Origin of the sequence: Variovorax sp. J31P207 (genome assembly GCF_030316965.1) — a bacterium.
In the GTDB taxonomy this organism is placed as follows: domain Bacteria; phylum Pseudomonadota; class Gammaproteobacteria; order Burkholderiales; family Burkholderiaceae_C; genus Variovorax; species Variovorax ginsengisoli_B.
Genome location: NZ_JASZYN010000006.1, coordinates 432,030 through 453,786 on the forward strand (window position 1 = coordinate 432,030; position 21,757 = coordinate 453,786).

A 21,757-nucleotide genomic window follows, 5' to 3' on the forward strand; every position below is an offset into this window, starting at 1 on the left:
CGATGGATGCAGCCGCGCTGCGTGCGTCGTGGTCCGATGCCTGGCGCGCGCTCGATGCGTCTCCCGACGACGCCGTGCTGGCCGAGCTGCTGGCCCGCTACGGCGAGGCGCATCGCGCGTATCACACGCTGCAGCACCTGGGCGAGTGCCTCGCCCACCTGGCGCGCGAGCGCGGCGGCGCCGAGCGGCCGGCCGAGGTCGCGCTGGCGCTCTGGTTCCATGACGCCATCTACGACGTGCATCGGCACGACAACGAGGCGCGCAGCGCCGACTGGGCGCGGCAGGCCGCCCTCGGCGCCGGCCTGGCGCCCGATGTCGCCGAACGCCTGCATGCGCTCGTGATGGCCACCCGCCACGACACCCAGCCTGTCGGCACCGATGCCCGCCTGCTGGTCGACATCGACCTGGCGATCCTCGGTGCGTCACCGGCGCGCTTCGCCGAATACGAGCGCCAGATCAGGGGCGAATACGGGCACGTGCCGCCGGCGGTCTTCGAGCCTCGGCGGCGCCAGATCCTGGGCGGCTTCCTCGCGCGCGATCCGATCTACCTCACGGCGCCGATGCGCGCCCGACTGGAAGCAGCAGCCCGAGCCAACCTGGGCCGGGCGGTCGCCGGGTAGGCGTCAATACACGCCAAGGGACAGGCCGGCGGCCAGCGCCGCCCCGACTTCGCGGCATTGCGCGAGATCGGCGGCACCGATCTGCTTCGGCCGCAAAATCGCCTCGGGCGTCTGCGCATGGGTGCAGACGATCAGCGTCGGCGCAACCTGTCGCAGCCGCCAACCGGTGGCGATGCGTTCGAGCTGGCGCACCGCATTCTGGCCATCGCTGCCCGCGCACACCAGGGCGGCGTAGGGCCGGCCGTTCAGGCGGTCGAGTGCGGCGTAGTAGCAGCGATCGAAGAAATCCTTCATCAGCCCGGCCATCGCTGCCAGGTTCTCGGGCGTCGCGAACACATAGCCGTCGGCAGCCAGCACGTCGTCCGGCTGGGCCTCCGGCGCGCGCAGCAGGCGCACCTGCACGCCGGCTTCGTCGGCCGCTCCCTCGGCGGCGGCCTGCGCCATCTGGGCGGTGCCGCCGGTCATCGAGTGGTACACGATCAGCAGGGTCTTGGGGTTCATGGCGAATCAGGACGGCCGCGTCTTCGGGTAGCGCCGGGTCGCCTCCGCCACCATCGCATCCTTCGGCAGCAGTTGGGTGCCGCCGACCCAGAGCTCCGATGGCTTGCCCTTGCGGTCGTGGACGCGGCGGACCGGCTGTCCGGGGCTGTTGTAGGCCGACGTCTTGCGGATCATGCCGCTGTCCTTGCCGGTGACCGAGATCTCGGTGGTGGTCGCGTCGAAGGGCGTGGCCAGGGCCGGTGCCACTTGGCAGACCACCTGGCCCATGGCGACCAGGTCGCTCGCGCCCCAGATGGACCACCAGCGGCCGTTCCAGCTTTCCAGCCGCCTGGCAGGCGCGCCGTGCCGTCCGAAGGCCGAGAGAATGCTCACGATGCCATCGACCCACGCATAGGCCATGCCATCCTGCGCATTGGTTAGCACGGTGACGGTGTAGCCCGAAGCCGGAAAACGCGCGGTTCGCGAAATGAACCCTTGCAGGCTGCCCGTGTGGCCGAACCACTCTTTCGGGCCGCGCTCGTTCATCATCGTGCCGTAGCCGTAGTAAGCCTCCATGCTGTTGCAGTCGTCGCGCCAGCGGCGCTGCATCATCTCGCGCCGGCTGGCCGGCGAGAGGATGCTCTCCTCGCTGTCCGGCGCCAGCTGCGCGAAGAAGCGCGCCACGTCCGAGGCGGTCGAAACGAAGCCGCCCGCCGGGGCGATCGCGTGGCAGACGTTGTCGCCCGGCACGATCAGGCGCTGCCCGAAGGGAAACTCGCCGCTGTGGCCCATGGCCAGGGGCGCCGACCTGGGCAACTGGGGCATGTCGGGCACCGTCTCCTTCAAGCCTGCGGCCTCGATCACGTGGCGCGTGATCCAGGCCGGGTATTCGGTACCGCTGATCTCCTCGATCATCAGGCCGAGCAGGCCGTAGCCATGGTTCGAGTACTTCAGCTGCAGGCCCGGCGCGAGCGGCTGCTTCCTGGAGAGCTCGTCGCGCAGTTCGGCGCGCGAAAGAAATGGCCGCCGGTCCAGGAACTGGCCGCCGTCCGCACCGTCGCGCACGACGCCGGCACCATGGGACAGCAGCTCGCCGATGCGGGCCTTCGCGAGCTCCTTGTGCAGGCCACCCACGTGGCGGCCGATGGGATCGTCGAGGCCGAGCTTGCCCTGCTCGCGCAGCAGCATCACGCCGCTGGCCGTGAAGCTCTTCGAATGCGACGCGATCCGAAAGCGGTGCCTGGGCGTGAGCGGCTTACCGGTGCGCATGTCCGCGACGCCCAGCGCGATTTCGGCGACCACCTTCTGGCCCCGGGCGATCGCGACCGAGCACCCGGGTTGCCGGTAGCGTTCGAGCTGGAAGCCGAGCCACCGGGGCACATAGTCCAGCGCGGCCTTCAGTCCGGCCGATTCCGCGCTCTTCCTGGCCGACACCATCTATCGCATGGCCTCGACATGCCGTGCGAAGCGCTCGAGGATGGCTTGCCAGCCCTGGCGCTGCTGCTCGACCGGATACTGGTCCTCGCCGTCGAAGGTGACGCGCACCCTGACGCCATCGGGACCCTCGGTGAATTCGACCCGCCCGGTCCGGTCGCCGAAGGCATAGGCGATCAGGGCCTGGGGCACGATCTCGGTGTAGGTGCCGGCGAAATCGAATCCCATGCTGCCGTTCTTGGCCTCCATGCGCGACGAGAAGGCACCGCCCACCCGCAGGTCCACTGTCGCCGCCGTGGTGTGCCAGTCGTCGGACGCGGCGTTCCACTGAATGATGTCCTCGGGGGTGGTGTAGGCGCGCCAGACATCATGGATCGGCGCGGCAACCGTGGTTTCGACGGTGATTTTCATGGTGGCTCGAAAGGATCGGAGGGTTTCGACTCGAAGATATTAGCCGCAGGTGCGAGAACCACGGGGCGCGCGCGGCGATGCCCGGCCCCGCGCGCCGCCCTGCTGCTTGCCTCAGCGTACCTTGCCCTCCTTCCACGCCGTCAGCAGCTTCGAGTAGTCGATGGTCTCGCCCTTCGGCTTCTCGTTCGCCAGCTTCTTCCACGGCGCATGCTCGTCGCTGAGCATCTTGGCCGGATCGCCCTTCGGCGCCAGCTTGGGCGCGCACTTGGCCATGCCCGCGCGCTCCAGGCGGCCCATGACGTTGTCCATCTCCTCGGCCAGCGTGTCCATCGCCTTCTGCGGTGTCTTCTCGCCGGTCACGGCCTCGGCCACGTTCTTCCACCACAGCTGCGCGAGCTTCGGGTAGTCGGGCACGTTGGTGCCGGTCGGCGTCCAGGCCACGCGCGCCGGGCTCCGATAGAACTCGATCAGGCCGCCGTACTTGTTGGCGTTCTGCGTGAAGTACTCATGCTGGATGTCGCTCTCGCGGATGAAGGTCAGGCCGACCACGCTCTTCTTCGCCGAGACCGTCTTGGACGTCACGAACTGCGCATAGAGCCAGGCAGCCGCGGTCTTGTTGGGGTCGTGGCTCTTGAAGAAGGTCCACGAGCCGACGTCCTGGTAGCCGTTCTGCATGCCCTGCTTCCAGTAGGGCCCGTTCGGCCCGGGGGCCATGCGCCACTTGGGCGAGCCGTCGGCGTTGACCACCGGCAGCCCGGCCTTGGTCATGTCGGCCGTGAAGGCCGTGTACCAGAAGATCTGCTGCGCGATCTGCCCCTGCGCCGGCACCGGCCCGGCCTCGCCGAAGGTCATGCCAGTCGCTTCCTTGGGCGCGTACTTCTTCATCCAGTCGATGTACTTGGTCAGCGCATAGACCGCCGCCGGCGAATTGGTGGCGCCGCCGCGCGCCACCGTGGCGCCGACCGGCGTGCACTTGTCGGCTGCGACCTTGATGCCCCATTCGTCGACCGGCATGCCGTTCGGGATGCCCTTGTCGGCCGTGCCGGCCATCGACAGCCAGGCATCGGTGAAGCGCCAGCCCAGCGACGGGTCCTTCTTGCCGTAGTCCATGTGGCCGTAGATCGGCTTGCCGTCGATGTTCTTGACGTCGACCGTGAAGAACTCCGCGATGTCCTCGTAGGCGCTCCAGTTGAGGGGCACGCCGAGATCGTAGCCGTACTTGGCCTTGAACTTGTCCTTGAGGTCCTGGCGCGCAAATAGGTCGGCGCGGAACCAGTAGAGGTTGGCGAATTGCTGGTCGGGCAGCTGGTAGAGCTGGCCGTCGGGCGCGGTCGTGAAGCTGGTGCCGATGAAGTCCTTGACGTCCAGGCCGGGGTTGGTCCATTCCTTGCCGGCGCCGGCCATGTAGTCGGTCAGCGACATGATCTTGCCGTAGCGGTAGTGCGTGCCGATCAGGTCGGAGTCGGAAATCCAGCCGTCATAGATCGACTTGCCCGACTGCATGGAGGTCTGCAGCTTCTCGACCACGTCGCCTTCCTGGATGATGTCGTGCTTGACCTTGATGCCGGTGATCTCCTCGAAGGCCTTGGCGAGCGTCTTCGATTCGTACTCGTGGGTGGTGATGGTCTCGGACACCACCGCGATTTCCTTGACGCCCTTGTCCTGCAGCTTCTTGGCGGTGTCGATGAACCACTTCATCTCTGCCGCCTGCTGCTCCTTGTTGAGGCTCGACGGCTGGAATTCGCTGTCGATCCATTTCTTCGCCTCCGCCTCCCCGGCCCAGGCGCTCTGCAGGGCGAAAGCCGCCGCCGCCGCTGCCAACGCTGTGTAGCGAATCTTCATGCTTGTCTCCTCGATGGCGCTTCCCGCTTCTTGCAGATCCGGCTCCGGGAAAGCGAAAGAGCCGGTCCGTGGAAAAGGTGGGTTCAGCCCTTGCGCATCACCAGCGCGAGCACGCCCATTGAAATGACGAAGCTGATCCAGATCGACGGCTCGGCCTCCAGGCTCATCCACTCCTGGAGCCTGCCGGCAATGCCGATGAAGATCAGATTGATGTAGGCCGCGATCAGGAGGCCGATGAAGAGCCGGTCGCCGCGCGTGGTCTCCAGCGGCAGCCAGCCGCGGCGCAAGGTGGTGGGCGACTTGAGCTCCCACACGGTCATGCCGACCAGCATCAACGCGATGCAGCTGAAGAAGATCGCCACCGGCGTGGTCCAGACCATCCATTCGAACATGGTGTGCTCCTCGACTCTCAGACGCGGCCCATCGCGAAGCCCTTGGCGATGTAATGCCGCACGAACCAGATCACGATCGCGCCCGGCACGATGGTCAGCACGCCGGCCGCCGCCAGCGTGGCCCAGTCCATGCCCGAGGCGCTCACGGTGCGCGTCATGGTCGCGACGATGGGTTTCGCGTTCACGCTGGTCAGGGTGCGCGCCAGCAGCAGTTCGACCCAGCTGAACATGAAGCAGAAGAAGGCCGCGACGCCGACGCCGGCCTTGATCAGCGGCAGGAAGATGGTGAGGAAGAAGCGCGGGAACGAGTAGCCGTCGATGTAGGCCGTCTCGTCGATCTCGCGCGGGATGCCGCTCATGAAGCCCTCGAGGATCCAGACCGCCAGCGGCACGTTGAACAACAGGTGCGCCAGCGCCACGCCCAGGTGGGTGTCCATCAGGCCGACCGTCGAGTAGAGCTGGAAGAACGGCAGCAGGAACACGGCCGGCGGCGTCATGCGGTTGGTCAGCAGCCAGAAGAAGACATGCTTGTCACCAAGGAAGGAATAGCGCGAGAACGCATAGGCGGCCGGCAGCGCCACCGTGAGCGAGATGACGGTGTTGATGCCGACGTAGATCAGGCTGTTGATGTAGCCCGAGTACCACGACTCGTCGGTGAAGATGCGCCGGTAGTTCTCCCAGGTGAGCTGCTGCGGAAAGAACGAGAAGCTCGACAGGATTTCCTCGTTGGTCTTGAAGCTCATGTTGACCATCCAGTAGATGGGCAACAGCGCGAAGACGAGGTACAGCACCATGAACAGGGTGCGCTTCTGGAAGCGGTCTTCGTTCATTTTTCCTCCTCGACGTCCAGCGTGCCGACGCGCAGCATCCAGTTGTAGAGCACGAAGCACAGCAGCAGGATGATCAGGAAATAGATCAGCGAGAACGCCGCCGCCGGGCCCAGGTCGAACTGGCCGACGGCCTTCTGCGTGAGGTACTGGCTCAGGAAGGTGGTGGCATTGCCGGGCCCGCCGCCGGTGAGGACGAAGGGCTCGGTGTAGATCATGAAGCTGTCCATGAAGCGCAGCAGCACGGCGATCACCAGCACGCCGCGCATCTTCGGCAGCTGGATGAAGCGGAACACCGCGAACTTGCTGGCGCCGTCGATCCGCGCCGCCTGGTAGTAGGCATCGGGGATCGAGCGCAGGCCCGCGAAGCACAGCAGCGCGACCAGCGGCGTCCAGTGCCAGACGTCCATCAGCAGCACGGTGAGCCAGGCATCCCTGGCATTGCCGGTGTAGCTGTAGTCGATGCCCATCTTCTGCAGCGTGTAGCCGAACAGGCCGATGTCGGCCCGACCGAAGATCTGCCAGATGGTGCCGACCACGTTCCACGGGATCAGCAGCGAGAGCGCGACGATCACGAGCACGGCGGAGGCCTTCCAGCCGGTGGCCGGCATCGACAGCGCGAGCAGGATGCCCAGCGGTATCTCGACCACCAGCACCGCGATCGAGAACCCGAGCTGCCGCCAGAGCGCCGCGTGCAGCTCGTCGTCACGCATCACGGCGGCGAACCACTCGGTGCCGACGAACACGCGCCGCTCGGGCGAGATGATGTCCTGCACCGAGTAGTTGACGACCGTCATCAGCGGCACGATGGCGGAGAAGGCGACGCACAGCAGCACCGGCAGCACCAGCCACCAGGCCTTCTGGTTGAGGGGCTTGTTGGATCCGTTCATGCCACCAGCTCCTCGTCTCGATAGAAGCAGCTCTTGGCGCCGAGCACCTTCAACCACACTGTGGCGCCGGTCGCGGGCACCACGGCCTCGGAGGCGAGCCTGGCCTTCAGGGCACTGCCGTTGACCTGCGCGGTCAGCATCAGGTGGGTGCCCACGTCCTGCAGCTGCGTCAGCGTCGCGGGCACGGCGCCCGGCGCGCTGGGCTCGGCCAGCGCGACGTACTCGGGCCGGATGCCCAGCTTGAGCGCGCCTTCCGGCAATTCGCGCGTCGCGGCCAGCCGCGTGCCCGCGATGTCGAGCATGCCGCCCGTGCTGATCACCGGCAGGAAGTTCATGCCGGGCGAGCCGATGAAATGGCCGACGAAGGTGTGGGCCGGGCGCTCGAACAGGGCCTCGGCGCTGCCGATCTGCACCGCCTTGCCGCGCGTCATCACCACCACTTCCTCGGCGAAGGTGAGCGCCTCGACCTGGTCGTGCGTGACGTAGATCAGCGTCAGCTTGAGCTCGCGGTGGATCTGCTTGAGCTTGCGCCGGAGCTGCCACTTGAGGTGCGGATCGATCACGGTCAGAGGTTCGTCGAAGAGCACCGCCGAGACGTCGCTGCGCACCAGCCCGCGGCCGAGCGAGATCTTCTGCTTGGCATCGGCGGCGAGGCCGGCCGCGCGCTGGTTGAGCTGGCCGCTCATGTCGAGCATCTCGGCGATCTCGCCGACCCGCTTGCGGATCTGCTCGGCCGGCACGTTGCGGTTGCGCAGCGGGAAGGCCAGGTTCTGCGCCACGGTCATGGTGTCGTAGATCACCGGGAACTGGAACACCTGGGCGATGTTGCGCTGCTGCGGGGTCTCGAGCGTCACGTCGCGGCCGTTGAACTTGACGCTGCCCTTCGACGGCGCCAGCAGGCCCGAGATGATGTTGAGCATCGTGGTCTTGCCGCAGCCCGAAGGCCCGAGCAGGGCATAGGCGCCGCCGTCGCGGAAGCTCATCCGCAGCGGCAGCAGCGCGTAATCGCTGTCCTGCGTGGGATTCGCGCGGTAGGCATGGGCGAGGTCGAGATCGATGCGTGCCATGTCAGCCTTTCGGGCGGCGCCAGTCGGGCGCCACGACGAGCCGCTCGCCGTCGTCGAACACATAGGCTTGCGGCGCGTGGAAGTACAGCGTGACGGCGGCACCGAGATCGAAGCGGTGCACTCCGGTCAGCTGCGCGACCAGTTCGCCCACCAGGGTCTCGACGTGGACGAAGGTGTCGGAGCCCGAGATCTCGGCCAGCTCGACCTTGCCCGGCAGCGCGATGCCGCCCTCGCCCGCCTGCACGTCGAGCGCGCTGGCGCGCACGCCGACCGTGACCGCGCCGTCGACACCGGCCGGCAGCGCGAGCGGCAGCAGCGGGCCGCCCTCGATCTGGACGCCTTCGGCGACCACGCGGCCGGCCATCAGGTTCATCGGCGGATCACTGAAGGCGCGCGCCACCCGCAGCGATTGCGGCGCGTGGAAGACCTCGGCGGTCGGGCCGTACTGCAGCAGCTCGCCGGCATCCATCACGGCCGTGTAGCCGCCGAGCAGCAGCGCCTCGCCGGGCTCGGTGGTGGCGTAGATGACGGTGGAATCGCCGCTCGCGAAGAGCTGCGTGAGTTCTTCGCGCAGGCCCTCGCGCAGCTTGTAGTCGAGGTTGACCAGGGGCTCGTCGAGCAGCATCAGCGGCGCGTTCTTGGCCAGTGCGCGGGCCAGCGCCACGCGCTGCTGCTGGCCGCCCGACAGCTCGGCCGGATAGCGGTCGAGGAACATGCCGATGTGCAGCTTGTCGGCCAGTTCGCGCACCCGCGCCTCGACGTTCTTCTCGCCGCGCAGCTTGAGCGGCGAGCCGATGTTGTCGGCCACCCTGAGCGACGGGTAGTTGATGAATTGCTGGTAGACCATCGCCACGTTGCGCTGGCGCACCGGCACGCCGGTCACGTCCTGCCCGTCGACCAGGACCTTGCCTTCGGTCGGCGCGTCGAGCCCGGCCATCAGGCGCATCAGGCTGGTCTTGCCGGCCTGCGTCGCGCCCAGCAGCACCGTCACCGCGCCGCTGTGGGGCGCGATGCTCTGCGGGTAGAGCCAGGTCTGCGGACCCGACTTCTTGGTGACGCGTTCGAGGCTCAGCTGCATGGGGCTCCTTCCTTCGAGCGGGCGTGATGCTGCATCCAGGCGCCCACCTGGTCGCGCTGCTGCGGCGTGAAGCGCAGGCCGAGCTTCGAACGGCGCCAGAGCACGTCGTCGCCGCTGCAGGCCCACTCCTGGTCTTGCAGGTAGTGCAGCTCGCGTTCGTGCAGGCCGGGGGCCACGGCCGGCCCGAGCTCGGCCATCGACGCGGCGTCGCCCAGCACTTCGGAGATCCGGGCGCCGTAGGCCCGTGCCAGGCGGTGCGCCAGCGCGGGCTCGAGCCAGGGGTGCCGCACCTGCACGGCGGCCACGAAGCGTTCGAAGTCGTCGTCGGGGCGCGTGCTGCGGGTGGTGGCGCCGATCCAGTCGGCGAGGTCGCCGCCCGCCATGAAGGCGCCGTCGGTCCAGGCTGCGCGCGTCTCGCCCAACATCCGCCCGACCTCGTCGGCGGCGTCCTCGGCCAGCTTGCGGAAGGTGGTGATCTTTCCGCCCCAGACCGAGAGCAGCGGCGCCGCCGCGGTGTTCGACTCGAGCATGTAGTCGCGCGTCACGGCCGCGGGGTCGCCCGAGGCGTCGTCGAGCAGCGGCCGCACGCCGGAATAGGTCCAGACCACGTCCGACGGCTTCACGGGCTGCGCGAAATAGCGGCTGGCCTGCTCGCACAGGTAATCGATCTCGTCGGAGCCGATGCGCGCCGCGCCCGGATCGTCGCCTTGCAGCTCGATGTCGGTGGTGCCGATCAGCGTGAAGTCGTCCTGGTAGGGAATCGCGAAGATGATCCGCTTGTCGGGGTTCTGGAAGATGTAGGCGTGGTCGTGGCCGAAGACGCGCGGCACCACGATGTGACTGCCCTTGACCAGCCGCAGGTGCCGCGTCGCCAGCGCCTCGCCCTGCGCCGAATGCGCCACGCCGCGCAGGAAGGCCTCGGCCCAGGGGCCGGCGGCGTTCACCACGGCGCGGGCACGCACGGTGCGCCGGCCGTCGGGACCCTCGAGCACCGCGGTCCAGCCGTCGGCACTGCGCTGCGCGCTCGCGCAGCGGGTGCGGGTCAGCACCTCGGCGCCGCGGGCGCGGGCGTCGAGCGCGTTCAGCACCACCAGGCGCGCATCGTCGACCCAGCCATCCGAATAGACGAAGCCGCGCTTGAACGCGGGCTTGAGCGCCGCACCGGCCTCGTGGCGGCCCAGGTCGACGGTGCGCGAGCCCGGCAGCACTTCGCGCTTGGCCAGGTGGTCGTAGAGGAACAGGCCGATGCGGATCATCCAGGCCGGCCGCATGGAAGGGTCGTGCGGCATCACGAAGCGCAGCGGCCACATGATGTGCGGCGCGCTCTTGAGCAGCACCTCGCGCTCCTGCAGCGCCTTGCGCACCAGGGAGAACTCGTAGTACTCGAGATAGCGCAGGCCGCCATGGATCAGCTTGGTCGACGAGGACGAGGTGTGGGCCGCGAGGTCATCCTTCTCGCACAGCAGCACGCGCCAGCCGCGGCCCGCGAGGTCGCGCGCGATGCCGCAGCCGTTGATGCCGCCGCCGACGATGAGCACGTCGCAGTCGGTGGCCGGCGGGGTCGGTGGCGAGGCGGTGGCGCTCACGGCGATAGGTTCCGATCCGATGTGACTTAGTTCACGATCAAGGGGCTTTTCGCTTTCGAATCTTTTCATTTTGGTTCCTTACGACGCGATTTTCCTAGTCGTTAACCCTAAAGTCCATTCGTTTTTGTTCGTTCTAAAGTAGAACGCGCCGCTTCCCCTTTTCCCCGTGAATTCCAACCCGCGCCAGCTCAAGCTTCTCAACACCGTGCGCTCGCGCGGCTCGATCACGGTCGAGCAGCTCGCCGACATGCTCGGCGTCACGCTCCAGACGGTGCGCCGCGACGTCCAGCGGCTGGCCGACGAAGGCCTGCTGGCGCGTTTCCACGGCGGCGTGCGGGTGCCAAGCTCGACCACCGAGAACATCGGCTACCAGCAGCGCGAGACGCTGCACGCCGAAGGCAAGGCGCGGATCGCACGCGCGGTGGCGGCCCGGGTGCCCAACGACTGCTCGCTGATCCTCAACATCGGCACCACCACCGAGGCGATCGCCAAGGCGCTGCTGCGCCACACCGGCCTGCGGGTGATCACCAACAACCTCAACGTGGCCAGCATCCTGAGCGACAACCCGGCCTGCGAGGTGATCGTGGCGGGCGGCTCGGTGCGGCTGCGCGACCGCGCCATCGTGGGCGAGGCGACGGTCGACTTCATCCGCCAGTTCAAGGTCGACATCGCGCTGATCGGCGTCTCGAGCATCGAGGACGACGGCACCTTGCGCGACTTCGACCTGCGCGAGGTGAAGGTGGCGCAGACCATCATCGCCCAGGCGCGCGAAGTCTGGCTGGCGGCCGACGCCAGCAAGTTCAACCGGCCGGCGATGATCGAGCTGGCGAAGCTGTCGCAGATCGATTGCCTGTTCACCGATGCCGAGCCGCCGCCGCCTTTTCCCGAACTGCTGGAGCGCGCCCAGGTACGCTGCGAGATCGCGCGCGACACCTGAAGGATTCTTGCCATGACCTACCTGCTGGCCCTCGACCAGGGCACCTCCAGTTCACGCAGCATCGTGTTCGATGCCGAAGGCCGCATCGTCGCCATCGCGCAGCGCGAGCTGACCCAGATCTACCCGCGTCCCGGCTGGGTCGAGCACGATCCGATGGAGATCTGGAACGGCCAGCTCGCCACCGCACGCGAGGTGCTGGACAAGGCCGGGCTGCAGCCCGCCGACATCCATGCCGTCGGCATCACGAACCAGCGCGAGACCACGCTGCTGTGGGACCGCAAGACCGGCCAGCCGGTGCATCACGCGATCGTCTGGCAGGACCGTCGCGCCGAGCCGCTGTGCGCCCAGCTGCGCGCCGACGGCATGGCCGACGCGATCCGCGAGAAGACCGGCCTGGTGATCGACGCCTACTTCTCGGGCACCAAGCTGCGCTGGCTGCTCGACAACGTGCCGGGCGCGCGCGCCGCGGCCGGGCGCGGGGAGCTGGCCTTCGGCACGGTCGACAGCTGGCTCATGTGGCAGCTGACCAGCGGCAAGGTGCACGTGACCGACGTCAGCAATGCCTCGCGCACGATGCTGTTCAACGTCCACGCCAACCAATGGGATGCCGAGCTGCTGAAGGCGCTCGACATCCCGGCCTCGCTGATGCCCGAGGTCAAGCCGTCGAGTGCGCATTTCGCCGACATCGACGCCGCCCTGCTCGGGCGCAGCCTGCCGATCGGCGGTGTCGCGGGGGACCAGCAGAGCGCCCTCTTCGGCCAGGCCTGCTTCGACGCCGGCATGGCCAAGAACACCTACGGCACCGGCTGCTTCATGCTGATGCACACGGGCGGCGCCTTCCAGCCCTCGCACAACGGCCTGCTGGTGACCAGCGCGGCGCAGACCAGTGCGACGCCGCAGTTCGCGATGGAGGGCAGCGTCTTCGTCGGCGGCGCGGTGGTGCAATGGCTGCGCGACGGCCTCAAGGCGATCCAGGGCAGCGCCCAGGTGCAGGCGCTGGCCGAGAGCGTGCCCGATGCCGGCGGCGTGATGATGGTGCCGGCCTTCACCGGGCTCGGCGCGCCCTACTGGGACGCCGACGCGCGCGGCACCATCACCGGCCTGACCCGCGGCACCACGGTCGCCCACATCGCGCGCGCGGCGCTGGAGAGCATCGCCTACCAGAGCGCCGCGCTGCTGCAGGCCATGAGCCGCGACGCGGTCGCCGCGGGCGGCATGCCGGTGGCGGAGCTGCGGGTGGACGGCGGGGCCTGCGTCAACGACTTGCTGATGCAGTTCCAGGCCGACCTGCTGGGGATTCCGGTGGTGCGGCCCGAGGTGACCGAGACCACGGCCCTCGGGGCCGCCTATCTCGCGGGGCTGTCGACCGGGGTCTATGCCGACGTCGGACAGCTGTCGAAGCTGTGGCGGGTCGAGCGGCGCTTCATGCCGACCCTGAGCCGCGCCAAGGCCGAGGAGGCGATGGGGCGGTGGGAGCTGGCGGTGCGGAGGGCGACGCTGGTGTGAGGGCGGGCGGCTGCCTCAGTGCCCCGGCACCAGAAAGTCCTGGCTGATCCGCCACCCCAGCTCGTTCACCCGGTCGAGGAACTGCGTCAGGTAGGCATGCAGCCCGGTCGCGAGAATCTCGTCGACCCGCGCGTACTGCAGGTCGGCCAGCAGCTTGCCGGCGCGGCGCTGCGTTTCGGCGCTCTGCTCGTTCTTGACCATGTCGAGGTTGCTCACCACCTCGCGCAGGCTGGCGTGCAGCGAGCGCGGCATGTCGGCGCGCAGGATCAGGAGCTCGGCCACGCGCTCGGGCTTGATCACGTCGCGGTACACCTTGCGATAGACCTCGAAGGCCGAGACGCTGCGCAGGATCGCGCTCCAGTGATAGAAGTCGTACTCTTGGTCCTCCTCGGTGGCGGTGCCGAAGAACTCGCTGTTGAGCGCATGGAACTTGACGTCGACCAGCCGCGCCGTGTTGTCGGCCCGTTCGAGGAAGGTGCCCAGGCGCGAGAAGTAGAAGGCCTCGTCCTGCAGCATGGTGCCCAGCGTCACGCCGCGCGACAGGTGCGAGCGGAATTTGACCCACTCGAAGAACTGGCCCGGGTCGCGCTCGAAATCGCCCGCGCGCAGCATCCGGTTGACTTCCAGCCAGGTCGTGTTCTGGGTCTCCCAGGCTTCGGTCGGCAGCGAGCCGCGCACGGCCCGCGCGTTCTCGCGCGCGGCGCGCAGGCAGGACAGGATCGACGACGGGTTCGACTCGTCCTTGACCATGAACTCCATCACCTCGTCGGGCTTGAATCCCTGGTGCTCCTCGTTGTAGAGCGGCAGCAGCTCGCTGATCGACAGCAGGCCCTGCCAGCCGTACTGCGCGACCTCGGCCGACTGCGGCAGCATCGAGGTCTGGTAGTTGACGTCGAGCATGCGCGCGGTGTTCTCGGCCCGCTCGGTGTAGCGCGACATCCAGTAGAGGTGATCGGCGGTGCGTGACAACATCATGGGTGTGCTTCCGTGTGCTCTCTTCTTATGATCATGACTGGCTTTGCGACTGCGCCGGCGCGCGCGGCCGGGCGCTGCGATCGGCCTCGAGGATCCAGGTGTCCTTGGTGCCGCCGCCCTGCGACGAGTTGACCACCAGCGAACCCTCCTTGAGCGCCACGCGCGTGAGGCCGCCGGGCACCATCTGGACCTCCTTGCCCGACAGCACGAAGGGCCGCAGGTCGATGTGGCGCGGCGCGATGCCGGCGTCGACGAAGGTCGGCGAGGTCGACAGGCTCAAGGTCGGCTGCGCGATGTAGCCGTCGGGCTTGGCGAGCACGGCCTTCTTGAAGTCCTCGATCTCGGCCTGGGTCGCGGCCGGGCCGATCAGCATGCCGTAGCCGCCGGCGCCGTGCACCTCCTTGACCACCAGGTCCTTCATGTTGTCCAGCGTGTAGGCAAGCTCGTCCTTGTTGCGGCACATGTAGGTCGGCACGTTCTTCAGGATCGGCTTCTCGCCGAGATAGAACTCGATCATCTTCGGCACGTAGGGGTAGATCGACTTGTCGTCCGCCACGCCGGTGCCGACCGCGTTGCAGATCACGACGTTGCCTTCGCGGTAGGCCTGCATCAGGCCGGCGCAGCCGAGGGTGGAGGTCGGGCGGAACACCTCGGGGTCGAGGAAGTCGTCGTCGACCCGGCGGTAGATCACGTCGACCCGGCGCGGGCCGCGCGTGGTGCGCATGTAGACGAAGTCGTCCTTGACGAACAGGTCCTGCCCCTCGACCAGCTCGACGCCCATCTGCTGGGCCAGGAAGGCGTGCTCGAAGTAGGCGCTGTTGTACATGCCGGGCGTCAGCACCACCACCGTCGGCTCGGCGGTGGCCGGCGGCGCCGAGGCGCGCAGGGTCTCGAGCAGCAGGTCGGGATAGTGCGCGACCGGCGCGATCCGATTCTGGCTGAACAGCTCGGGGAACAGCCGCATCATCATCTTGCGGTTCTCGAGCATGTAGCTCACGCCGCTGGGAACGCGCAGGTTGTCCTCGAGCACGTAGTATTCGCCGTTGCCCTGGGCATCGGGGGCGCGCACGATGTCGATGCCCGAGATGTGCGAATAGATGTCGTTCGGTACCTTGACGCCCACCATTTCGGGCCGGTACTGGGCGTTGTTCAGGATCTGCTCGGCGGGGATCACGCCGGCCTTGATGATCTCCTGCCCGTGATAGACGTCGTGGATGAAGCGGTTCAGCGCCGTGACCCGCTGGACCAGTCCTTTTTCCATCGAGGCCCATTCGTGCGCCGGGATGATCCGCGGCAGCAGGTCGAACGGGATCAGGCGCTCGGTGCCCGAGCCGTCCTCGTCCTTCGCGCCATAGACGGCAAAGGTGATGCCCACCCGCCGAAAGATCAATTCGGCTTCCTCGCGCCGCGACCGCATCACCTCGCCGGGTTGCCTGGCGAGCCATTGGTCGTAACGCTTGTAGTGGCTCCGGACCGCCGCGCCGTTGTAGGGCAGCTGTTCGTACATCTCATCGAATTTGTGCATGGGACGACCAATCTCCTTGGCCATAGCTTAGCAAGTTCAAGGCCAAACCCGGGCGGCGAATGATGGAATTTGCGCCCGTGGGGCGTTCAGGGCGGAAGGTGATGCCAGTAGCGCCGACCCTGCACACGCTCGCACCGGAGCTGTTCCGGGGCACTGCTCGCCCAGGTGGCGGCACCGCAGCGCGCCGACTCCACCAGCGAGATATCCCGCGCCCGGTAGCGCGCCACCACCTCCCCGGCCGGATGCCCGAAGCGATTGCGCCAGCCGGCCTGGACCAGCGCGATGCGCGGCTGCACGGCGTCGAGCAGCAGCCCGCTCGACGAGGTCTTGCTGCCATGGTGAGGGACCAGCAGCAGGTCGGCACGCAGCCCGGGCGTGCGCGCCACCAGCGCCGCCTCCTGCAGTCGCTCGATGTCGCCCGCCAGCAGGGCGGCGACCCGGCCGTTGCCGATGCGCAGCACGCACGAGATGGCGTTCGGCTTCGGCGGCGCGAACACGGTGTAGTCGTCGGCCCGGGGATGCAGTACTTCGAAATCCACGCCGTCCCAGGTCCAGCGCTGGCCGGCCTCGCAGCGCTGCGCGGCACGCACCGCCTGCAGCGAATGCCCGGGCTCGATCGAGCTCAGCAGCGTCGACTGCGGCTGCGCAGCGAGCACCGCGGCGGCACCGCCGCTGTGGTCGCTGTCGCGGTGGCTCACCACCACCGCATCGAGCCGCTCGCCAAGCGCGCGCAGCAGCGGCACCAGCACCCGCTGCCCGGCATCGCTTTCGAGGCTGTAGCGCGGGCCCGTGTCGTAGAGCAGGCTGTGCGAGGCGGTGCGCACCAGCACCGCATTGCCCTGCCCGATGTCGGCGGCCAGCAGTTCGAACTCTCCCGCCGCCGGGCGCGGCGCCTGCCACACCAGGGCCGGCAGGAGCAGCGGCAGCCCCAGCATGCGCATCGACCAGGGCAGCCGCATCGCCAGCAGGACGCCGCCGGTCACGCCGGCGATGGCGGTCCAGAGCGGCGGCGCCGCCATCGACAGGGTCGCGAACGGCAGGCCGGCCAGCCACTCCAGCACGGCCAGCAGCGCCTGGACCGACCCGGCGGCCAGGTGCCAGAGCGAAGGCACGACGACGCCCAGCATCGCCAGTGGCGTCACCACCAGCGTGACCCAGGGGATCGCGATCGCATTCGCCAGCAGGCCGACGACCGAGACCTGCTGGAACAGGAGCAATGTGAGCGGCGTCAACGCCAGCGTCACGACCCACTGTTCGCGCAGCATGCGCAGCAGGCGGGCACCGATGCCCGAGGGCGCGTCGCCGGCCGCCGCGCCGTCGGCCGCGAACAGCACGCCGACGGCGACGAAACTGAGCCAGAAACCGGCCTGCATCAGGGCCCAGGGGTCGGCCGCGACCACCACCGCGCAGGCCAGCAGCCAGACGAAGGGCCAGGGCCAGCGCCGGCCCGCGAGACGCAGGACCCCGATGGCCGCGAGCATCAGCACCGTGCGCTGCGAAGGCACGCCCCAGCCGCTGAACACCGCGTAGAGGGTGGCGAGCAGCACGCCGCCGACCAGGGCGGCATGCGGCGCCGGCCAGCGCAGCATCAGGCCCGCACTGCGGCGCCACAGGGCGCCGACGCCCAACGTGGCGAGCCAGGCGAACATCGTGATGTGGAGCCCCGAGATCGACACCAGGTGGGCCACGCCAGTGGCGCGGAAGACATCCCAGTCGCTGCGCTCGATGGCGTTCTGGTCGCCGGTGACCAGCGCCGCGATCACGCCGGCATGGCGTGGCTCGTCGACCTGCTCGAAGATGGCGTCGCGCACCGCCTCGCGCAGGCGCTCCACGGGATGGCGCCAGGTCGATGCCAGCCGTTCGGGCTGCGGATCGCGGACGCCGTTGCGGACCTGGCCGCCGGCCCGCTCGCCCCGCTCCCACATCCACAGCTCGCGATCGAAGCCGTGGGGGTTCAGGCTGCCGTGCGGTGCCCTGAGCCGGACCGCCAGGCGCCAGCGCTCGCCCGCGCGGACCGACGCGGCCGGGGCCGCCGACGGTGCCGCGTCGGTTTCGGACCGGCCCCACAGGCCACCGCCCTGCGCGTACCAGGCGAGCGAAATCCGCGCCGGCACGCGCGGCGCTTCTTCGCCGTCCATCGATCCGGCGACCCAGCGCGCCGACGCCACCTCGAAGGTGAACCGCGTCACGCCCGCGCCATGCTGGGGCATGCCCGCGACCCGCCCCTCGACCCACAGGTCGCGACCCTCGACCGCCGCAGGCAGGGCACCAGCCGCGTACGCCACCGCGCGCCAGCCCGCCAGGCCGCCCCCCGCCATCGCACCGACCCACAGGGCCATCGACAGTTGCAGCCCGGCCGGCAGCCATCGGCTCTGCCCGCGCAGCGCGAACCATCCGGCCACCCCGACGCCGAGCAGCCCGGCATAGACAGCGCCATGCCACAACGCGCCCTGCTGCAGCTGCAGCGCAGCGCCCAGCACCGACCCCGCCATCGCGGCGAAGGCGGCCAGGGCGTGCCGCTCCCGGCCGGCCCTCAAGATCCGACTCCAGACTTCATGTGCAATTCACTCCCTGCGCACTTCTTTGGCGCGCAAATTGCTTTCTGTGTCGGCTAGTATGCGTCTCACTCCGAGGCACCCTCGACGCACCGAGAAACAATGTCCATCCACGCCGCACTCCACCACGTCACCCACTACAAGTACGACCGTCCGGTGCAACTCGGCCCCCAGGTGGTCCGGCTGCGCCCGGCGCCGCATTGCCGCAGCAACGTCATCTCGTATTCGCTGCAGGTCGAGCCCGCCGAGCATTTCGTCAACTGGCAGCAGGACCCGTTCGCGAACTACCAGGCGCGGCTGGTGTTTCCCGAGAAGACGCGCGAGTTCAAGGTCACGGTCGACCTCGTGGTCGAGATGGCGGTCTACAACCCCTTCGACTTCTTCCTCGAGCCGCAGGCCGAGAACTTCCCTTTCAAGTACACCGAGTCGCAGGCCCAGGAACTCGCGCCCTACCTGGTGGCCGACGAGGCGACACCGCTGGTCAAGGCCTACCTCGAGAAAATCGACCGCAAGGAACAGCGCACCATCGACTTCCTGGTCGGCCTGAACCAGCAGGTGCAGCAGGACGTCAACTACCTGATCCGCATGGAGCCCGGCGTGCAGACGCCGGAAGAAACGCTCGCCAACGCCTCGGGCTCCTGCCGCGACTCGGGCTGGCTGCTGGTGCAGCTGCTGCGCCACTGCGGGCTGGCCGCGCGCTTCGTGTCGGGCTACCTGATCCAGCTCACGCCCGACGTCAAGGCGCTCGACGGCCCGAGCGGCACCGAAGTCGACTTCACCGACCTGCACGCCTGGTGCGAGGTCTACCTGCCGGGCGCCGGCTGGGTCGGGCTGGACGCCACCTCCGGTCTGCTGGCCGGCGAAGGCCACATCCCCCTGGCCTGCACGCCGACGCCCTCGAGCGCCGCACCGATCGAAGGCGTGGTCGACGATGCCGAGGTCGAGTTCGGCCACGAGATGAAGGTCACGCGCATCTACGAGTCGCCGCGCGTCACCAAGCCCTACACCGACGAGCAATGGACCGAGATCGTGGCCCTGGGCGATGCGGTCGACAAGCGCCTGAAGGCCGGCGACGTACGGCTCACGATGGGCGGCGAGCCGACCTACGTCGCCACCAGCGACCGCGACGCGCCCGAATGGAACACCGACGCACTCGGCCCGACCAAGCGCGGCTATGCCACCGAACTGGTGCACAAGCTGCGGGCCGAATACGGCCAGGGCGGCTTCCTGCATTTCGGCCAGGGCAAGTGGTACCCGGGCGAGCAGCTGCCGCGCTGGGCGCTGTCGATCTACTGGCGAGCCGACGGCCAGACGCTCTGGCACAACCCCGAGCTGTTCGCCGACGAGCGCCATCCCACGCACTACACCAGCGAGGACGCGCGCCGCTTCACCACCGTGCTGGCGCATCGCCTGGGCCTCACCGAGCGCTACATCCAGCCCGGCTACGAGGACGTCTACTACTACCTGTGGCGCGAACGCCGGCTGCCGGTCAACGTCGATCCCTTCGACTCCAAGCTCGACGACGAGATGGAGCGTGTCCGCTTGCGACGGGTGTTCACGCAGAAGCTCAATGCGGTGATCGGCTACATGCTGCCGATCGAGGCCGGCAACGCCGACCCCGACGCGCCGGCGCTGGCCGGCCCGGGCTGGAAGACCGGCCCCTGGTTCCTGCGCGACGACCGCATGTACCTGATCCCCGGCGACTCGCCGATGGGCTACCGGTTGCCGCTCGACTCCCAGCCCTGGACCAGCAAGGGCGACTACCCCTACCTGGTCGAGCGCGACCCGACCGCGCCGCTCGGCAGCCTGCCCAGTGCCGCCGACTACCGCGCCCGTTACAGCGGCCCCGCGCCGAGCGGCGCGAGCGGCGACCGGGGTGCCGTGCCCTATGCCTTCGGCGCGCCCGAAGCGGCGCCGGCGGCGCTGCGCATGCAGTCGCCGGGCGACGGCCCTGCCCGCACGACGGACGAAACCATCGATCCGACCACGCCGCGCCAGCCGCGGCGCGGCGAGTCGGCGCACTGGATCACCCGCAGCGCGCTCTGCGTCGAGGTCCGCGACCCGCGCCGCGCCAACGGCCCGGCGGCCGAGAAGCTCGGCAGCGCGTCGGGCGTGCTGTATGTCTTCATGCCGCCGCTGGCACGGCTCGAGGACTACCTCGACCTGGTCGCGGCGATCGAGGCCACGGCCGAGCAGCTCGGCGTGAAGATCGTCATGGAAGGCTACCCGCCGCCGCGCGATCCGCGCCTGAAGCTGCTGCAGGTCACGCCGGACCCGGGCGTGATCGAGGTCAACATCCACCCTGCGCACAACTGGCGCGAGCTCGTGGACCACACCGAGTTCCTCTACAACGCGGCCTTCGAGACCCGCCTGTCGGCCGAAAAGTTCATGACCGACGGCCGCCACACCGGCACCGGCGGCGGCAACCACTTCGTGATGGGCGGCGCGGTGCCCACCGACAGCCCCTTCCTGCGCCGGCCCGAACTGCTCGCCAGCCTGCTGCTTTACTGGCACAACCATCCGTCGCTGAGCTACCTGTTCTCGGGCATGTTCATCGGCCCGACCAGCCAGGCGCCACGGGTCGACGAAGCCCGCAACGACCAGCTCTACGAACTCGAGATCGCGCTCAAGGAGATCGCCCGCAACCGCGAGATCTACGGCCAGAACATGCCGGCCTGGCTGGTCGACCGCACCTTGCGCAACATCCTGGTCGACGTCACGGGCAACACGCACCGCAGCGAGTTCTGCATCGACAAGCTCTATTCGCCCGATTCCAGCACCGGCCGCTTGGGCCTGCTCGAGCTGCGCGCCTTCGAGATGCCGCCGCATGCGCGCATGAGCATCGCCCAGCAGCTGCTGCTGCGCGCCTTCATCGCCCGCTTCTGGGACGCGCCGTACCAGGCGCCGGCCACGCGCTGGGGCACCGAGCTGCACGACCGCTTCCTGCTGCCGACCTTCGTCAAGATGGACTTCGACGATGTCATCAGCGAGATGCGGCAGGCCGGCTTCGCCTTCGACCCGAACTGGTTCGCGCCGCATTTCGAGTTCCGCTTCCCGCTGGTCGGGCAGGTGCAGGCGATGGGCGTCGAGCTGTCGCTGCGCAATGCCCTCGAACCGTGGCACGTGATGGGCGAGGAAGGCTCGGCCGGCGGCACCGTGCGCTATGTCGACTCGTCGCTCGAACGCATCGAGGTGCGCGTCACCGGCCTCAACGAGAGCCGCCACGTCGTCACGGTCAACGGCCGCGTGCTGCCGCTGCAGCCCACCGGCACGGTCGGCGAGTTCGTGGCCGGCGTGCGCTACAAGGCCTGGAACCCGCCGTCGTCGCTGCATCCGAGCATCGGCGCCCATGCGCCGCTGACCTTCGACATCGTCGACACCTGGATGAAGCGCTCCCTCGGCGGCTGCCAGTACTTCGTCGCCCATCCGGGCGGGCGCAACTACGACACCTTCCCGGTCAACGCCTACGAGGCCGAGAGCCGGCGCCACTCGCGCTTCACGCGCATGGGCCACACGCCGGGCCTGATGAGCACGCCGCCGGCGACCATCGAGCTGGCCGGCAGCCGCGAGTTCCCGTTCACGCTCGACCTGCGGCGCTGAGCGGATGTCGAGGCGGCGCGGCGTTTCGGACT

17 protein-coding genes are annotated in these 21,757 nt (G+C 68.6%); 4 read left to right on the forward strand and 13 right to left on the reverse strand.

The annotated features are described in order from the left end of the window. Nucleotides 1–2 precede the first annotated feature (2 nt). Complete coding sequence (locus QTI68_RS22670) at nucleotides 3–620, forward strand: HD domain-containing protein (RefSeq protein ID WP_286524711.1); 618 nt, start codon at nucleotides 3–5, stop codon at nucleotides 618–620. Between the two features lie 3 nt (nucleotides 621–623). On the opposite strand, the gene QTI68_RS22675 is transcribed toward QTI68_RS22670, so the two are convergent. The 10 genes from QTI68_RS22675 to glpD form a co-directional block, all read right to left on the reverse strand. Beyond that, the gene (locus tag QTI68_RS22675) at nucleotides 624–1,121 is read right to left on the reverse strand and encodes a flavodoxin family protein (RefSeq protein ID WP_286524714.1); all 498 of its coding nucleotides are present in this window, start codon (nucleotides 1,119–1,121) and stop codon (nucleotides 624–626) included. 6 nt (nucleotides 1,122–1,127) lie between these two features. Next, nucleotides 1,128–2,537 carry a serine hydrolase domain-containing protein gene (locus QTI68_RS22680; RefSeq protein ID WP_286524716.1) on the reverse strand — a complete coding sequence of 470 codons (1,410 nt, stop codon included), beginning with the start codon at nucleotides 2,535–2,537 and terminating at the stop codon, nucleotides 1,128–1,130. Further along, a complete protein-coding gene (locus QTI68_RS22685) occupies nucleotides 2,538–2,945 on the reverse strand; it encodes an SRPBCC family protein (protein ID WP_286524717.1) in 408 nt (135 codons plus the stop codon). A 111-nt stretch (nucleotides 2,946–3,056) separates the two neighbouring features. Continuing rightward, on the reverse strand, nucleotides 3,057–4,787 hold the full coding sequence (locus QTI68_RS22690) for an ABC transporter substrate-binding protein (protein WP_286524719.1): 1,731 nt from the start codon (nucleotides 4,785–4,787) through the stop codon (nucleotides 3,057–3,059). 83 nt (nucleotides 4,788–4,870) lie between these two features. Beyond that, complete coding sequence (locus QTI68_RS22695) at nucleotides 4,871–5,179, reverse strand: DUF2160 domain-containing protein (RefSeq protein WP_286524723.1); 309 nt, start codon at nucleotides 5,177–5,179, stop codon at nucleotides 4,871–4,873. Between the two features lie 17 nt (nucleotides 5,180–5,196). Next, nucleotides 5,197–6,009, reverse strand: coding sequence for a carbohydrate ABC transporter permease (locus tag QTI68_RS22700; protein ID WP_286524725.1), 813 nt, complete (start codon nucleotides 6,007–6,009; stop codon nucleotides 5,197–5,199). Continuing rightward, complete coding sequence (locus QTI68_RS22705; protein ID WP_286524727.1) at nucleotides 6,006–6,896, reverse strand: carbohydrate ABC transporter permease; 891 nt, start codon at nucleotides 6,894–6,896, stop codon at nucleotides 6,006–6,008. Before QTI68_RS22705 ends, QTI68_RS22700 begins: the two co-directional genes overlap by 4 nt. Further along, complete coding sequence (locus QTI68_RS22710; RefSeq protein WP_286524729.1) at nucleotides 6,893–7,963, reverse strand: ABC transporter ATP-binding protein; 1,071 nt, start codon at nucleotides 7,961–7,963, stop codon at nucleotides 6,893–6,895. Before QTI68_RS22710 ends, QTI68_RS22705 begins: the two co-directional genes overlap by 4 nt. A 1-nt stretch (nucleotide 7,964) precedes the next feature. Then, complete coding sequence (locus QTI68_RS22715; RefSeq protein ID WP_286524731.1) at nucleotides 7,965–9,041, reverse strand: ABC transporter ATP-binding protein; 1,077 nt, start codon at nucleotides 9,039–9,041, stop codon at nucleotides 7,965–7,967. Next, nucleotides 9,032–10,696, reverse strand: a complete 1,665-nt coding sequence (gene glpD, locus QTI68_RS22720) for a glycerol-3-phosphate dehydrogenase (RefSeq protein WP_286524732.1) — start codon at nucleotides 10,694–10,696, stop codon at nucleotides 9,032–9,034. The genes QTI68_RS22715 and glpD overlap by 10 nt, the downstream gene beginning before the upstream one ends. 97 nt (nucleotides 10,697–10,793) lie before the next feature. Between glpD and QTI68_RS22725 the strand changes: the two genes are divergently transcribed. Next, on the forward strand, nucleotides 10,794–11,564 hold the full coding sequence (locus QTI68_RS22725; protein WP_286524733.1) for a DeoR/GlpR family DNA-binding transcription regulator: 771 nt from the start codon (nucleotides 10,794–10,796) through the stop codon (nucleotides 11,562–11,564). A gap of 12 nt (nucleotides 11,565–11,576) precedes the next feature. Further along, the gene (gene glpK / locus QTI68_RS22730; RefSeq protein WP_286524734.1) at nucleotides 11,577–13,070 is read left to right on the forward strand and encodes a glycerol kinase GlpK; all 1,494 of its coding nucleotides are present in this window, start codon (nucleotides 11,577–11,579) and stop codon (nucleotides 13,068–13,070) included. 15 nt (nucleotides 13,071–13,085) lie between these two features. Here the strand turns inward: glpK and QTI68_RS22735 are convergent, their stop codons facing one another. The 3 genes from QTI68_RS22735 to QTI68_RS22745 all read right to left on the reverse strand — a co-directional run bounded on the left by QTI68_RS22735 (nucleotide 13,086) and on the right by QTI68_RS22745 (nucleotide 18,062). After that, complete coding sequence (locus QTI68_RS22735; protein WP_286524877.1) at nucleotides 13,086–14,042, reverse strand: alpha-E domain-containing protein; 957 nt, start codon at nucleotides 14,040–14,042, stop codon at nucleotides 13,086–13,088. A 34-nt stretch (nucleotides 14,043–14,076) separates the two neighbouring features. Beyond that, nucleotides 14,077–15,570: a circularly permuted type 2 ATP-grasp protein gene (locus QTI68_RS22740; RefSeq protein ID WP_286524735.1), complete on the reverse strand. Its 1,494-nt coding sequence runs from the start codon at nucleotides 15,568–15,570 to the stop codon at nucleotides 14,077–14,079. A gap of 86 nt (nucleotides 15,571–15,656) precedes the next feature. Beyond that, entirely contained in the window at nucleotides 15,657–18,062 is a 2,406-nt protein-coding gene (locus QTI68_RS22745; RefSeq protein WP_286524879.1) for a DNA internalization-related competence protein ComEC/Rec2, read from the reverse strand. 165 nt (nucleotides 18,063–18,227) lie between these two features. Between QTI68_RS22745 and QTI68_RS22750 the strand changes: the two genes are divergently transcribed. Continuing rightward, nucleotides 18,228–21,725: a transglutaminase family protein gene (locus QTI68_RS22750; RefSeq protein ID WP_286524736.1), complete on the forward strand. Its 3,498-nt coding sequence runs from the start codon at nucleotides 18,228–18,230 to the stop codon at nucleotides 21,723–21,725. Nucleotides 21,726–21,757 lie beyond the last annotated feature (32 nt).

Excerpts from the sequence above, each read along its gene's own strand:
- QTI68_RS22745 (WP_286524879.1), bottom strand. The coding sequence starts at position 18,062 with ATGGCGGGGTCGGTGCTGGGCGCTGCGCTGCAGCTGCAGCAGGGCGCG.
- QTI68_RS22690 (WP_286524719.1), bottom strand. The coding sequence starts at position 4,787 with ATGAAGATTCGCTACACAGCGTTGGCAGCGGCGGCGGCGGCTTTCGCC.
- QTI68_RS22705 (WP_286524727.1), bottom strand. The coding sequence starts at position 6,896 with ATGAACGGATCCAACAAGCCCCTCAACCAGAAGGCCTGGTGGCTGGTG.
- QTI68_RS22710 (WP_286524729.1), bottom strand. The coding sequence starts at position 7,963 with ATGGCACGCATCGATCTCGACCTCGCCCATGCCTACCGCGCGAATCCC.
- QTI68_RS22695 (WP_286524723.1), bottom strand. The coding sequence starts at position 5,179 with ATGTTCGAATGGATGGTCTGGACCACGCCGGTGGCGATCTTCTTCAGC.
- glpD (WP_286524732.1), bottom strand. The coding sequence starts at position 10,696 with ATGAAAAGATTCGAAAGCGAAAAGCCCCTTGATCGTGAACTAAGTCAC.
- glpK (WP_286524734.1), top strand. The coding sequence starts at position 11,577 with ATGACCTACCTGCTGGCCCTCGACCAGGGCACCTCCAGTTCACGCAGC.
- QTI68_RS22685 (WP_286524717.1), bottom strand. The coding sequence starts at position 2,945 with ATGAAAATCACCGTCGAAACCACGGTTGCCGCGCCGATCCATGATGTC.
- QTI68_RS22715 (WP_286524731.1), bottom strand. The coding sequence starts at position 9,041 with ATGCAGCTGAGCCTCGAACGCGTCACCAAGAAGTCGGGTCCGCAGACC.
- QTI68_RS22750 (WP_286524736.1), top strand. The coding sequence starts at position 18,228 with ATGTCCATCCACGCCGCACTCCACCACGTCACCCACTACAAGTACGAC.
- QTI68_RS22675 (WP_286524714.1), bottom strand. The coding sequence starts at position 1,121 with ATGAACCCCAAGACCCTGCTGATCGTGTACCACTCGATGACCGGCGGC.
- QTI68_RS22740 (WP_286524735.1), bottom strand. The coding sequence starts at position 15,570 with ATGCACAAATTCGATGAGATGTACGAACAGCTGCCCTACAACGGCGCG.
- QTI68_RS22735 (WP_286524877.1), bottom strand. The coding sequence starts at position 14,042 with ATGTTGTCACGCACCGCCGATCACCTCTACTGGATGTCGCGCTACACC.
- QTI68_RS22670 (WP_286524711.1), top strand. The coding sequence starts at position 3 with ATGGATGCAGCCGCGCTGCGTGCGTCGTGGTCCGATGCCTGGCGCGCG.
- QTI68_RS22680 (WP_286524716.1), bottom strand. The coding sequence starts at position 2,537 with ATGGTGTCGGCCAGGAAGAGCGCGGAATCGGCCGGACTGAAGGCCGCG.
- QTI68_RS22700 (WP_286524725.1), bottom strand. The coding sequence starts at position 6,009 with ATGAACGAAGACCGCTTCCAGAAGCGCACCCTGTTCATGGTGCTGTAC.